Source organism: Lysinibacillus sp. OF-1, from assembly GCF_028356935.1.
Taxonomy (GTDB): domain Bacteria; phylum Bacillota; class Bacilli; order Bacillales_A; family Planococcaceae; genus Lysinibacillus; species Lysinibacillus fusiformis_D.
The window spans coordinates 2,123,773-2,136,999 of the sequence record NZ_CP102798.1 but is presented as its reverse complement, the minus strand read 5'-3'; the positions used below and the strand labels follow the sequence as shown (position 1 = coordinate 2,136,999).

Sequence of the window (13,227 nt, the reverse complement as noted above, 5' to 3'; positions counted from 1 at the left end):
TACTACAATACTTCGACACCCTAAGTAATATTCCTGCTAGTTAATTGATTTTTTTACTAATTCCCAATATTCGGTTGATTTTGTTCTGCGATAAAATTTAAAAAAGGGTTCATTCGGACGAGCATGTTCCTTATAAAGGTTCATCATTTGTAGCAAAAAATCTTCAATGTGCTCGACACCTACCTTTTTCGCAAATAACATGCCCGCCTGCGCCTTTGCCCCCATCGGTACAGCGCCTAAATAAACATCAAAGCTCTCCTGCTGATAAACGAGTCCAATATCATCATAGACTGCATTGTAGCAGGCTGACGCACAGCCATTGATGTTAACACGTACTCTTGCAGGTACCTCGATCCCCTCTAAAGCATGATAAAGCTGTTCGGTTATCGGAGCAGCCTCCATCTTTTCACCATCACAAAAATCACAGGCCTTCATCGCGATGATGGGTCCTGATGGTGCAACATAAAGACCCACTTCTCGTAAGGCTTGCATAGCCTCTGTCACGGCACTCGTTGGAATGGACACTAAAATACTATAGGAGGCCGAATACTTAATCGCCCCCTTTTCGCCAGCAATCTCTGCTATTTTTTGAAATTGTGCAGGCGTATAATGCTTATTAATAATACCTGGGCTGACAGCTAAGCGTGTAAATTCGCCATGACGATTAAGTGTTTCAAATGTTTGATCTGGTACGTTTTTCTGAAATGCATTCATTGATATCGCTCCTTATGAAAAAGGAGCTAGCACAATGCTAGCTCGGAATTTTAAAAGTTATCAGGATAGAAACCCTTCGCTAAAATTTCAATAGCCTCTGCCGCACGAACGCCTTCAGACGCAGCTGACAGTGGCAGGATGACAAAGCGATCATTTTTAACAGCTTCCATCTCCTTTAATGCTGGATCATTTTTTAAGAATTGAATCTTTTGTTCGGCCGTTGTTTCACCGTAATCGATCACGACAACTACCTCGGGATTACGGTCTACCGCATCTTCCTTCGACACGGTTGTCCAGCCTGATTCCACATCACCAAAAATATTTTGACCACCAGCGATTGACACTAGTTCATTCATAAAGTTTTGACCAGCTGTAAAGACATCCTTTTCACCGCTATCAAATACGAGAACACGTAATTTCTCACTATCTTTTGGTAATTTAGCTTGAATTGCCTCCACATCTTGCGTCATTTGCTCAATTAAGGCTTCTCCACGATCCTCAATACGGAAAATTTTTGCGATATTACGAATATCAGTGAAAATATCCTCTAGTGTTGGCTTTGTCATATTGGAAGCCGTATGTAAATACGTATGAATGCCTAACTCCTCAAGCTCTTCCGGTGTTCCAACACCCTTTTCACCAAAGCCACTCTTCCAGCCTGCATATAAGAAATCAGCCTCGGCATCAATTACTTGCTCCTTCGTTGGGTATTGATCAGAAAGCACAGGCACTTTATCGTATGCTTCTTGTAGGGGCTCGTAGATTTTATCATCTAAGTAAGCTGTGCCTACCATGGAATCCTCTAAGCCTAGCGCTAGCATAATCTCTGTCACATGCTGATTTAAACTAATCGCTTTTGTAGGTGCTTCCTTATATGTTTGAGTTGTTTCATTATTGTCAATGGTTACTTCCGTTGCTGCCTCAGATGGCTCAACCTTCTCATCTTGCGCTGCTGATTCAGGTTTGTCCTTTGCATTACAAGCCCCTAAAACAGCGACCAAGGCAATGACCATCACCAGCCATAAACTTTTCCATTTCTTCATGTCCTTTTCTCCTTTGTTGTTCATCTATAGAAAGAAATCAAAGACTTCTTTGCTACCAGGATTCGTGGGAAGGGCATAAAAAAACCCTCTTGTCGCCAAGAGAGTAGCATAGTGAAAAAACGGTACATTACCTTTATCACTATCCCCATCCTCGTGGTTCTTAGTCAAAAAACACATACTGGCAGGTATCCTGGCTTAGGTTCATCATCTATACGCCTTCCCATAGTTAAACTACAGTGGCATGCTGTACAGACTCCCCATTTACAGTTGCGGGACAGCATCGGAATTGCACCGATTTCCCTTTTAAGCAAATGACAAATGCCATTTGCACCAATACGTTCTATAATGATTAATACTATTGATAGACTAGCAGAAGAAAATTTGTAGCTCAATCAGTAGTATGTTGCTAAATATATAATCATCATTATATTAGCACTATTTCGACAAAAATACGAACTATTTTACAAGAAATATATAAGCTAGTATTCTGTTACAATGAAAAGATAGCTATAGATAGAAACGAGGATATGTTATGTACAAAACAATTGGTGTACTTGCGCATGTGGATGCAGGTAAAACAACCTTCTCTGAGCAAGTACTTTTTCATACACAAAGCATTCAAGCTCGTGGTCGAGTGGATCATCAGGATACCTTTCTCGATCATCATGAGCTAGAGCGCAAGCGTGGTATTACCATTTTTGCCGAGCAAGGTCGCATGAACATAGGCGACGATACATACACGTTGATTGATACACCAGGGCATGTCGACTTCTCCCCTGAGATGGAGCGCGCCATTCGTGTGATGGATTATGCCATTGTTATCATTAGTGCGGTCGAGGGCGTACAGGGTCATACGGAAACCGTGTGGCAGCTTTTACGCAAATACCATGTCCCAACATTCTTCTTTATCAATAAAATTGATCGCGAAGGAGCCAATGTGGAGGCCGTTATGACACAGCTCCGCAAGGATTGTTCCCAGCAGGTGCTGTTCGTCGATGAACCGCTTCGTACTGATTATGTTTCAAGCAGCATCATGGAATGGTTGGCTGAGCGTAATGAAGAGCTGCTCGATGCCTTTTTGAATGAGTCATTGGAGCATGAGCAATGTCTTACTCAGCTACAGACCATGATTCAAAAGGAATGTGCCTTCCTCTGCTTTACAGGGTCTGCCCTAAAGGATGAGGGCATCAAGGAATTGCTTGCCCAGCTCCCTCTATTAACAGACACCCATTTTGAAGTGAATGCACCGTTTGAGGGGGAGGTTTTTAAAATTCGTCATGACGGCCACCAGCGTTTAACATTTATGAAGGCTGTCAAGGGAGTTTTACATGTTCGGGATGAATTTTCGTTTGAAGAAGTGACAGAAAAAGTGACTGAAATTCGCCTCTATAATGGCAGTCGCTTTGATACCGTCCAACAGGTTGAAGCGGGAGAGATTTTTGCTGTTAAAGGACTTAGTCAGGCCAATATTGGAGACCGCATCGGCACTACTGTGCTGTCACAGCCCTATGAGCTTGTCCCAACGCTACAGGCAAAGGTTCAATATGAGGGCCATCAGCATATCAAGGAAGTGTTACAAATTTTCCGTTTACTAGAAGCAGAAGAGCCTTCCTTACGTGTGGTTTGGCAGGAAAAGTTCCAGGAAATCCATGTGCACATTATGGGCGTTATTCAGTTGGAGGTACTGACAGAGGTGTTAATGAAGCGTTTTTCATTAACGGTCTCCTTTGGCGAGCCCCAAATTTTATATATGGAAACCATTGTGACGACGGTGACAGGCTATGGTCATTTTGAGCCCCTCAAGCATTATGCAGAAGTTCATTTACTAATGGAGCCCAATCCACGAGGAGTAGGTAATACATTTAGCAATGCCTGCCATGCGGATCATTTATCGGTAGGCAACCAACGCCTTGTTGAAAAGCACCTGTTTGAGCGTGATCACCATGGCTTACTCACAGGCTTCCCTCTGACAGATGTTCATTTTACACTGCTAACAGGTCGCGGACATAATGAACATACATCGGGCGGCGATTTCCGAGAAGCTAGTTTCCGTGCGCTACGTCAAGGACTTGAGCAAGCACAGAACATCCTGCTTGAACCTTATTATCGCTTTAAAATGAAGGCTTCGAACGACTTTATCGGCCGCATGATGAGCGACATACAGCAAGCTGCTGGCACATTCGATGACCCCATCTTATCCGAAACAGATGTTGTGCTAACGGGACGAGCGCCCGTCGCCACCCTAATGAGCTATAGCACAACCTTTGCGGCCTATACCAATGGTAAGGGCGCACTCACACTCCAATTTGATGGCTATGATGTGTGCCATAATGCAGAGGCAGTTATTGCACAGATTGGCTACGATAAAAATGCCGACCCAGAATACAGCTCCTCCAGCATCTTTTGTGCGAAGGGCAAAGGATATTCTGTTCCTTGGCACGAAGCACAAGCAGCCATGCATTGTCTGTAAGTAGGTGATCCTGCCCGCGCGAAGCCGTTTGCTTGCGCGGGTGTTTACTTGCTTTGAGCGAGAATATTTACCCTGTTTGCGCGAGTATTCCTTGCTGGAGCGAGAGTATTTCATCTCCTTCCGCGAGTATTCCTTGCTCGAACGAGAGTATTTCATCTGTTTCCGCGAGTATTCCCCGCTCGAACGAGAGTATTTCATCTCCTTCCGCGAGTATTCGCTGCTCGAACGAGAGTATTTCATCTCCTTCCGCGAGTATTCGCTGCTCGAACGAGAGTATTTCATCTCCTTCCGCGAGTATTCGTTGCTCGAACGAGAGTATTTCATCTGCTTCCGCGAGTATTCGCTGCTCGAACGAGAGTATTTACCCCCTACCCTTCAAATAAATAAAAACAAGCCCTCCGTTTGATGGAGGGCTTGAGTTTATAATGCGCCTACTGCTTTCTTTGTAGGACTGTGCACAAGGTATGCAGGCTCGACAATCACGTAGTCATGCGTGTTTGTGAAATCAACTAGCACTTTACCAGGATAACTTTTTAAAATTTGCAGTTGATCAATTAATTGCAGCAATAGCTCGTGACCGTTGCCGCGTGGATGCCAGTTGAAATGGTAATCATTTAATGCCTGAACCGCTTCAATAAATTGGGCATATTCCTGCTGCACAAAGGCTATTAACTTATCATGTTGAGGCGCTAAATCGTGTAGATATGTTTCATAAAAGCGCATCACAATCGAGCATAATACATCATTGACACGTGCTGCACTTAAAACAGGCTTTGGCTCCAGTGACAGACGGTCAAGGTTGGGCTTGGCACGTGTGGAATCAATGCGTGTAATTAAATGGTATGACTCCCCGTTAACCTCATAGACAATCGGGTTAGTGGGCATATACATCATAAAGCTATTGGTCTTCGTTTTCAGTTGATCGGTTACCGCTGCCTTCGCGAAAAGATGCCCGTCCACATCCCCATTTTGTATCCAAATAATTTCTTTATTATATAAAATTTGCTCAAAGAAGCGATCATTGCGGATCAGCTTCGTTGCTAATAATTGGTCAATCAATGATTCGACCGCCATTCTTGTTTTCGCTTTCTTGGCAACTTCTGTGCGTGGCTGCTTACAAATGTTCATATCTAAAGAAGTCATACATGCATCCCCTTTGCGTACATAATGTCAAAACAAAAAGGATTTCCTACCATTTTTGAGGAAATCCTTCGCTTATCTTCGTTCATCACCCAATGCCAAACAAACCCTAAGTATGTGTAAATGAGCCCGATTGCGAACCCCTTCATTTACTTTGGGCGTTTGACGTACCGTGACGAACAGAGCATTCTGTTTTGTCAACATGCCACCTCCTATTCCTCGTAGGTTACTGGTGTGTACTCGTAACAGGCAGGTATCCTGACTCATGGTCATTGCCACTTTTCTCCTTCCCATCATTTGACAGTGGTTGCTGAAAAGTCGCTCACATTTACAGTTGCGGGACAGTGTCGGATTCGCACCGACTTCCCTTTTAAGCAAATTGCACGCAATTTACACCTATTACTACACGCTATTCAGTTGGTAAGGAAATTTGCGAAAATTCTCTATTCCTTAGCTAATCATTGTAAAGTATTGTATGTCCAAAGTCAATTTATGCTAAAAAATACTAATTATTTCAAAATAATTCCATGTAAAATGGATGCATAGAATACTAGGTTTTCCTCATGTCACACTGAGCATCACTTTAATTGCTTTCTGTAAAATGATAATAAAGTTATTTCTAATCAAAAAATACAAAAATTATATTATAAGAAGGCTCTTTAAAGTTGTTTAAATCTTGTTCAACTAGCCCCGTTAGTTCAACAACTTCTTGAAATCAATTCTTGTGTAGGTTTTATTATAGGTAAGAGATAGGTTCGTAACCGTGTTTGCTAATTAACTTTATCATGTTGGGATTTTCTATCGGGCCAACACTCACAAATATTTCAGAATGTCCTAAACTCTTTGCAATATTTTCTCTATACCTCATTAAGTCTGAACCTATACCATTACCACGATAATCCTCTTTTACATATAGGTCACTTAATTTAGGAAGCAAAGTACCTTTTAATTTAAGAACTCCAAAACCTAATATAAGTGCGTCTTGATATTATTCCTTTTTTGCAAATTGCTTTAAATAATTCGTGAATAGATCTTTATTATTTCTACTATCACATAAACCCGATAAGTCGTTTTCATTCGCTAATCTGATTATGTAGTTCATGGTTACTGCCACTTCCCTATTCTTTAATAAATCACTATTATAAAATTTCTTCTTCAACAATCTGCACCGTTCGTTTAATAAACAAAAGGACGGTCAAGCACCTTTTATTTTAGAATTTTCTCTAGCTATTCTTAATCCCTCTCTACCATTTAGATATTGAAAGTTAAACTATTTAACAAAGTGGGTAAATTTAAGCCCCATTATTTATTCTTCACATATATATGTATTGAACTGACCTCGATGTTATTGAAAAGCGACTGCTCTATTGAACGATTGCCCCCCTGTCAGTCCAATAACAAGTTTTAGGTGTGACGTATAGTAACTTTCCCTTCTTTATTTTCTTCGTGGTTCCATTCAACTTGAATCTCAAATGTTCCATCTTGAAAAAATAAAGGAAATCTTCTCCGTATCGATGGCTGCATAGGAAGTTTATATGCGCTCTCTATATCTACCCAAACCGCTTTCCCCTCTGGAGCATCTTTCAAGAGTTCACCCTCGAAATCCTTTGTTATGTAATTAAATATCATATATCTATCTTTTGCGACTGGATTAACATATTCATAAAGCCCTTTATAAATAAGGTTTCTAACTTCTAACCCCGTTTCTTCTTTTACTTCTCTGATAGCACTTTCTACAATACTTTCAGGAAATTCAACTTTACCACCCGGTGGAATAAAACCTTTGAAATTGTCGTGCTGTCTATCCAGAAGTAAAACCTTCTCTTCACTTTGAATCATACACACCGTCCATATTTTATAATTAATAGAATTACTCATAATCCACTCCATCTTTTTAAATAAATATTACCATATATGTGTCCTTCTTAGTTAAACAACTTTATTATCTCTTAACACCTTCTCTACATTATGTGCCTGTTTCGTAATCGGAACTGGAATCCCTTACACCCTTCACAAGGTAATTTCCTCATCTTTATCATCCTTTCTTTGCACAACAAAAAAGCCTCGCATAAATGCGGGCTTTTAGTACCATACATTACGTCCCCAAAACATACTGCGCTAAAACACTTTGCACTTTGTAAATATTCGTCGCCTTGTTGAAGTTTTTTTGAATCGGTAACGAACTGCCTGACACCCATATTTTGAGCTCTGCATCTAAATCAAATGTCCCGGCTGTTTCTACTGAAAAATGAACGATATTTTTATAGGGGATGGAATGATATTCGGTTTTCTTGCCAGTCACCCCTTGCTTATCGATAAGGATTAATCGTTTATTCGTAAAAATAAACGTGTCTCTTATAATTTTATAGGCATTTTTGATTGTTTCGTTTGGAATCAATAAATCACGGACCTCCTCCTGTAATTTTTCTAAATTCACCTCGCTCGCATTGCCGATTAATCCATCAAATAAGCCCATCTCCTGGCCCCTTTCATTGTCATTTATTTAATGTATTACAAAGAAGATAGCGCTACGACAGGAAATAATGGTTTTATTGAGTCTATAGAGGCGAAGCATTGCACGTAATCATAGGCTCTCTACTAGCTATTGTTTAGGCTGTGATGAAGAGAGGGCAAGCTAGTTAAGGTTAGCATCTCTTTTGGTAAGGTAAATAGCGATTTTTTTAAAGAGGATGGGAATGAAGAATCACTCAAATTATTCCAAGAAGCGATGGCAACAGCTGTCAAAAATGAAGGTGTTGTCAATATGGTGTAAATAGAGGATACGGCTAGAAACAAATATGGCTATCACCTTTGGTAAGGTGAAAAAGGACAAATCAGTAGCTGAATGTAGGTTAAGGTTACGCATACAATCTACGTGATCTCTAGGGATTTCACTAAGAAATTAATTACGTTGGTCCGCCAATAAAAAACACTTCCCATTCTAATGACAGGAAGTGCATTTCAAATTACTTATCTATCGCCTGAAACCACCTTTGTGCATAGCTATCTGTGGAGGCAAAATCATCTTGTTCTTAGATAACTATTCAGGGCTAAAAAACCTTGAAAATATGTTTTTCTTGCTTAAACCTGAAATTGATTTGTTAGCTTTTGTAAATTATCAGCTTGTACGCTTAAATCCTGTGTCACATGATTGACAGCTTGCATTGAGGCTGTTTGCTCATCCATTGAATGTAAAACAGCCTCTGTATAATGCGATAGCTTACCCATACCATTAGCAATCGTTGTCACAGAGGAAGCTACTTCATTGGCACTGCTAGAAAGCTGTTCAGCTGTTGTTGAAATATCCTCAAGCTGGCTCGTCATTTGACTAACATGCTGTGAAATCGTGCCAAAGGATTTTGTTGCCTCATCAATGACATAGACACCCTGCTGAACATTTTTTAAATCCTCCTCCACTGAGGATGCTACCTGTTTCGTGTCAGTTTCAATGCCCACTACTAAGTCCACGATTTGTGCAGCAGAATGCTTGGATTGCTCTGCTAATTGACGCACTTCCTCTGCCACAACTGCGAAGCCTTTCCCATGTTCTCCAGCTCGAGCTGCTTCAATGGCGGCATTCAATGCCAATAAATTCGTTTGGTCCGTAATAGCTGTAATCATCTCAGTCATCGATTTAATATCTGTCATTTTATTGGATAATTGCTGCATGAGTCCGCTCGTTTTTTCGGTTGAAGAAGAAATAAATTTCATTTGTTCCTTCGCCACATGTAAAATATTCGCTCCATTTCCTGCAATCTCATTGGCATCTTTTGCATGATCAAACACATCCTGAGTGGCTTCCGTAATTCGTCCGATTCCATCGACAGTTTCTTGCATAGCATTAGCACTATCATTGGCAGATTGTGCCGCTTGCTTCAAGCCCTCTGACGTTTTCTCCATTTGTTGATCGACTTCTTCCACAGCTACCGTAATTTCATTCGTACTTGCGGATAATTCTTCGATGCTTGCTGATAAATCTGTAGAGCTGTGCGCAATTTTTTGTGTCATTGTGCGTAATTGTTCCTGCATCTCTAAAAAGGATTGCGCTAGCTGAGAAATCTCACTCTTGTCACGAACCTCGATGACAACTGTATCTAATTGGCCTGCCGTAATACCCTGTGCAGCCTCTGTTAATTGTTTGATAGGCTGTATCACTTTGTAATGAACATATACGGTGTAAGCTAATGTAATGGCTATTCCTACGATGGTTAATACAGTCGAAAGCCATTCTAATGTCGTTACATTGGCTAAATCAATAAAGAGAATAATAATCATTAAGACATTTAAAACTGCAAAGCCAAGTAAACTCTTTTTTCGTAAACTCATTCCAAATTCCCCCAACTAAAATATGTCTTCCATACCATTATTATAGTTGAAAAATCCTAAAAATCATAAGGATACGCTCTCTTTTATAAGAACAAAGACACAAGCCTATTGATGACTGCATAAAAAAAGACTATAGACAGCTCGTAAAGCATGTCTACAGTCTTGATGTTGGAATTATTTTAAATTCATGATACTAGAGCCAGCAATACCTGGGTGTGTCATTTCATATGGATCTAATATTAAGTCTAATTGTTCGTTTGTTAAGACACCTTCTTCAATGCAAAGCTCACGAATAGAACGACCTGTTAGAATTGCTTCACGCGCAAGACGTGCTGCTACTTCATAGCCAATATGTGGGTTGACAGCCGTTAGTACCCCTACACTTTTCTCTACATATTCTTTCATGCGTTCTTCATTTGCTTCGATGTCTTTTAAGCAATTTTCCGTAAACGCACGGAAAACATTATTCATAATGCTAATGGACTGAATTAAGTTAAACACTAAAACAGGCTCCATTACGTTTAATTCTAATTGTCCAGCTTCAGATGCTAGTGAAATCGTATGGTCATTACCAATCACTTGGAAGGCAACTTGGTTCAGTACCTCTGGCATAACTGGGTTGACTTTACCTGGCATAATCGAAGATCCTGGTTGACGAGCTGGTAAAAGGATTTCTCCTAAGCCTGCACGAGGACCTGAAGCCATTAAACGTAAGTCATTAGCGATTTTAGACATATTAATCATACAGATTTTTAAAGCGCCTGATACTTCTGTATAAGCATCTGTATTTTGTGTTGCATCCACTAAATGTGTCGCACCTTTTAATGGTAAACCAGAAATTTCAGCAAGATGCTCATCAACGGATTTAATGTAATCTGGGAAGGCATTTAAACCTGTTCCAACAGCCGTTGCACCCATGTTCACGTCATATAAATTTGGACGTGTTTGACGAATGCGTACGATATCACGGTTAATCACGCGGCAATAAGCTTCAAACTCTTGTCCTAAGCGAATTGGCACGGCATCCTGTAAATGCGTACGACCCATTTTAATGACATGTGCAAATTGCTCTGCTTTTTGATGGAAAACCGATTGCATATAATCCATCGTTACTAATAATTCATCTATTAAATTTAAAACAGCGATATGAATAGCTGTTGGGAACGCATCATTTGTTGATTGGGACATATTAACATGACTGTTTGGGCTTACTGTGTGATAGTCACCTTTTTCTTTCCCTAAAATTTCTAGGGCACGGTTGGCGATGACTTCATTAGCATTCATATTGATGGATGTACCTGCTCCACCTTGGATTGGGTCTACAAGAAATTCTGCATCCCATTTGCCATCAATTACTTCTTGTGCTGCTTCGACAATTGCCTCACCAATTTCTTTTGATAATAGGTGTACTTCCATATTACTTAAAGCCGCTGCTTTCTTCACAATCCCCATCGCCTTAATAAGTGAAGAGTGAATTGTGTAGCCTGTAATTGGGAAGTTTTCCGTTGCACGTAATGTTTGAATTCCGTAATAAGCCTCTGCTGGTAATACGCGCTCACCTAAAAAATCTTTTTCTATACGTTGTGTTGACATCATTGTCGTCTCCTTTTATGTAATACTCACACTTGATAGTAGCTAATAAAAGTCGTATTGTAAACAGTCATTTTTCTGTAAACGAAAAAAACCCTTCAAAAAAGCAAAGAAATCGCTAAAAACCGAGCGCATTTCCTACGCTCGGTTGCCTTTATTATTTATTCGATGTCACTGTAAAACGGCTATTTACATGCTGTGGATTTTCTAATTCATCTACGACAGCAACCGCATAATCAGCATAGCTGACATAGCTTTCACCCGCGTCATTGACTAATAAATGGTCAACACCTGCTGTGTAGTGACCTGTACGTGGTCCTTCTGGATCAAAAAATGCTGATGGACTGATAAATGTCCACGTAATAGAGGATTGTTGTAAATCCTCTAGATTTTGTCCTTGATTTTGCGCTGTCGCTAAGTACATTGCTGGGAAATCTGGTGTTTCCATCACACGTACTTTTTTCTCTGGGTCCACAAATAAACTACCTGCACCACCTACAACAACTAATTTTGTAGCAATCCCTTTGAAAATCGAAATCAAATGACGACCCACTTTTACATGTAACTGTTCTTGTCCTGCTGGCGCACCAAATGCATTCACAACGACATCAAAGCCTTTCACATCTTCTGCTGTTACATCCAAGACATCTTTTTCAAGCACTGGAATAGCGGCTGTCACTTTAGCTGCTGAACGAACGATAGCTGTTACGTCATGACCTCGTTGTAACGCTTCCTCTACTATTTTTTGTCCCGCTTTCCCTGTTGCACCAATTATGGCAATTTTCATTATTTATTCCTCCTCGATTTTAGTTGTAACTATTTTGGTTACAGGTTGGATACAAAAAGACCATCTCCGTCTAAGTACGAAGTTGATCCAGCACATCCTGTAGCGTCTGTGCTTGTAATTGCTCCTCCATTGCCTGCCAAACAGATGTATAGACACCTTCCAATGTATGTTGGATTTTCCGCCCTACTGCACACGCTGGGTTTGGCTCATCATGAATCGCAAAAAGCTGCTCTGGCCCATTCATCGCCTGATAAATAGCTAAAAGTGTTAAATCCTTTGGCTCGACTAATAGCTCATAGCCAGCCATGCCCGAATGTGATGACAGTAAGCCAGCCTTTTTTAGAACGCCAATCATACGTCTTACAACAACGGGATTAGTATTCACGCTCCCAGCCATATAGTCGGACGTGAGTAAGCTTTTATCAGATGTTGTAGCAATGAGAGAAAGAATATGGATCGCCACCGAAAATCGACTGTTCACCATATGTATCACCACCTGTTGTAACCATTATAGTTACAGGTGCAAAAAAAAGCAAGCCCTTTTTGTCACCTGTATTTATTTTCTCCGTTTTGTTACATCAAATACGCCGTCTATATTTTCTTCACATATATCACTAATTCCTGACGTATTTGTCCATTGTCATCATAAAAATCTAAGTTATGAAATTCATATTTGAAATGACCGACTGGAAATGTCACACTTTCTCCCTGAGTTGCAGCCAATATACCAGCCACATCATGTGACACCGTATGTAATAACTCTTCTCCAGAAAATGAATCGACAAAAATTACATTCATAAAAAAACACCTCCATAGCCATTATAGCTTAGAAGGCGCTTACATTTATAGTGTTTCTTTATAGCCTTTCAAACGAATTTCTTCGATGATTTGCATCATTTCGTGAATTTGCTGCTGTGATAATTTCTTCGTGTTACAAGAACACACCTGTTGTGTAGCACCCTGTTTTTGCCGTTGATGACTCGGCTGCCGCTCACATTCATCTGCTTGAAGTACTATTGTATTTTTCACAACTTTCACCTCTACACGATAATGGACTGACTCGCTCCAAATAATGCTAGTAATCCCATAATTACTATAATCAACTACTATTCGTCCAGTCATCCAACTGCTTACCTATTTAGTAAAACAAATCGTTA

14 protein-coding genes and 2 riboswitches are annotated in these 13,227 nt (G+C 40.3%); of the genes, 2 read left to right on the top strand and 12 right to left on the bottom strand.

The genetic code is table 11. The annotated features are described in order from the left end of the window. Window positions 1-36: 36 nt before the first annotated feature. A complete protein-coding gene (locus NV349_RS10380; RefSeq protein WP_271913317.1) occupies window positions 37-714 on the bottom strand; it encodes a precorrin-3B methylase in 678 nt (225 codons plus the stop codon). Window positions 715-764: 50 nt separating this feature from the next. Next, on the bottom strand, window positions 765-1,757 hold the full coding sequence (locus tag NV349_RS10375) for an ABC transporter substrate-binding protein (RefSeq protein WP_036122387.1): 993 nt from the start codon (window positions 1,755-1,757) through the stop codon (window positions 765-767). A gap of 163 nt (window positions 1,758-1,920) precedes the next feature. Continuing rightward, window positions 1,921-2,107: riboswitch (cobalamin riboswitch) on the bottom strand. Between the two features lie 182 nt (window positions 2,108-2,289). Between NV349_RS10375 and NV349_RS10370 the strand changes: the two genes are divergently transcribed. After that, a complete protein-coding gene (locus NV349_RS10370) occupies window positions 2,290-4,227 on the top strand; it encodes an elongation factor G (RefSeq protein ID WP_271913313.1) in 1,938 nt (645 codons plus the stop codon). Window positions 4,228-4,318: 91 nt separating this feature from the next. Continuing rightward, entirely contained in the window at window positions 4,319-4,633 is a 315-nt protein-coding gene (locus NV349_RS10365) for a hypothetical protein (RefSeq protein WP_271913311.1), read from the top strand. Window positions 4,634-4,647: 14 nt separating this feature from the next. On the opposite strand, the gene NV349_RS10360 is transcribed toward NV349_RS10365, so the two are convergent. The 10 genes from NV349_RS10360 to NV349_RS10315 all read right to left on the bottom strand — a co-directional run bounded on the left by NV349_RS10360 (window position 4,648) and on the right by NV349_RS10315 (window position 13,192). Continuing rightward, window positions 4,648-5,370, bottom strand: a complete 723-nt coding sequence (locus NV349_RS10360; RefSeq protein WP_271913309.1) for a hypothetical protein — start codon at window positions 5,368-5,370, stop codon at window positions 4,648-4,650. Between the two features lie 228 nt (window positions 5,371-5,598). After that, a riboswitch (cobalamin riboswitch) is annotated at window positions 5,599-5,782 on the bottom strand. A 321-nt stretch (window positions 5,783-6,103) separates the two neighbouring features. Continuing rightward, window positions 6,104-6,304: a GNAT family N-acetyltransferase gene (locus NV349_RS10355; RefSeq protein ID WP_271913307.1), complete on the bottom strand. Its 201-nt coding sequence runs from the start codon at window positions 6,302-6,304 to the stop codon at window positions 6,104-6,106. Window positions 6,305-6,771: 467 nt separating this feature from the next. Next, window positions 6,772-7,245: an 8-oxo-dGTP diphosphatase gene (locus NV349_RS10350; protein ID WP_271913305.1), complete on the bottom strand. Its 474-nt coding sequence runs from the start codon at window positions 7,243-7,245 to the stop codon at window positions 6,772-6,774. Window positions 7,246-7,462: 217 nt separating this feature from the next. Then, window positions 7,463-7,843, bottom strand: a complete 381-nt coding sequence (locus tag NV349_RS10345) for a PH domain-containing protein (RefSeq protein ID WP_036122398.1) — start codon at window positions 7,841-7,843, stop codon at window positions 7,463-7,465. 605 nt (window positions 7,844-8,448) lie between these two features. Then, window positions 8,449-9,693 (bottom strand): methyl-accepting chemotaxis protein, encoded by a 1,245-nt coding sequence (locus tag NV349_RS10340; protein WP_036122401.1) that lies wholly within the window; start codon window positions 9,691-9,693, stop codon window positions 8,449-8,451. Between the two features lie 174 nt (window positions 9,694-9,867). Continuing rightward, the gene (aspA, locus tag NV349_RS10335) at window positions 9,868-11,289 is read right to left on the bottom strand and encodes an aspartate ammonia-lyase (protein ID WP_369802710.1); all 1,422 of its coding nucleotides are present in this window, start codon (window positions 11,287-11,289) and stop codon (window positions 9,868-9,870) included. 151 nt (window positions 11,290-11,440) lie between these two features. Next, the gene (locus NV349_RS10330) at window positions 11,441-12,070 is read right to left on the bottom strand and encodes an NAD(P)-dependent oxidoreductase (RefSeq protein ID WP_271913303.1); all 630 of its coding nucleotides are present in this window, start codon (window positions 12,068-12,070) and stop codon (window positions 11,441-11,443) included. 70 nt (window positions 12,071-12,140) lie between these two features. Further along, on the bottom strand, window positions 12,141-12,554 hold the full coding sequence (locus NV349_RS10325; protein WP_271913300.1) for an Rrf2 family transcriptional regulator: 414 nt from the start codon (window positions 12,552-12,554) through the stop codon (window positions 12,141-12,143). Between the two features lie 107 nt (window positions 12,555-12,661). Then, entirely contained in the window at window positions 12,662-12,868 is a 207-nt protein-coding gene (locus NV349_RS10320) for a hypothetical protein (RefSeq protein ID WP_036122432.1), read from the bottom strand. 45 nt (window positions 12,869-12,913) lie between these two features. After that, entirely contained in the window at window positions 12,914-13,192 is a 279-nt protein-coding gene (locus tag NV349_RS10315; RefSeq protein WP_231744951.1) for a hypothetical protein, read from the bottom strand. Between the last annotated feature and the right edge of the window lie 35 nt (window positions 13,193-13,227).

Excerpts from the sequence above, each read along its gene's own strand:
- NV349_RS10375 (WP_036122387.1), bottom strand. The coding sequence starts at position 1,757 with ATGAAGAAATGGAAAAGTTTATGGCTGGTGATGGTCATTGCCTTGGTC.
- NV349_RS10380 (WP_271913317.1), bottom strand. The coding sequence starts at position 714 with ATGAATGCATTTCAGAAAAACGTACCAGATCAAACATTTGAAACACTT.
- NV349_RS10345 (WP_036122398.1), bottom strand. The coding sequence starts at position 7,843 with ATGGGCTTATTTGATGGATTAATCGGCAATGCGAGCGAGGTGAATTTA.
- NV349_RS10370 (WP_271913313.1), top strand. The coding sequence starts at position 2,290 with ATGTACAAAACAATTGGTGTACTTGCGCATGTGGATGCAGGTAAAACA.
- NV349_RS10325 (WP_271913300.1), bottom strand. The coding sequence starts at position 12,554 with ATGGTGAACAGTCGATTTTCGGTGGCGATCCATATTCTTTCTCTCATT.
- NV349_RS10340 (WP_036122401.1), bottom strand. The coding sequence starts at position 9,693 with ATGAGTTTACGAAAAAAGAGTTTACTTGGCTTTGCAGTTTTAAATGTC.
- NV349_RS10360 (WP_271913309.1), bottom strand. The coding sequence starts at position 5,370 with ATGACTTCTTTAGATATGAACATTTGTAAGCAGCCACGCACAGAAGTT.
- NV349_RS10315 (WP_231744951.1), bottom strand. The coding sequence starts at position 13,192 with ATGACTGGACGAATAGTAGTTGATTATAGTAATTATGGGATTACTAGC.
- NV349_RS10330 (WP_271913303.1), bottom strand. The coding sequence starts at position 12,070 with ATGAAAATTGCCATAATTGGTGCAACAGGGAAAGCGGGACAAAAAATA.
- NV349_RS10320 (WP_036122432.1), bottom strand. The coding sequence starts at position 12,868 with ATGAATGTAATTTTTGTCGATTCATTTTCTGGAGAAGAGTTATTACAT.
- aspA (WP_369802710.1), bottom strand. The coding sequence starts at position 11,289 with ATGATGTCAACACAACGTATAGAAAAAGATTTTTTAGGTGAGCGCGTA.
- NV349_RS10350 (WP_271913305.1), bottom strand. The coding sequence starts at position 7,245 with ATGAGTAATTCTATTAATTATAAAATATGGACGGTGTGTATGATTCAA.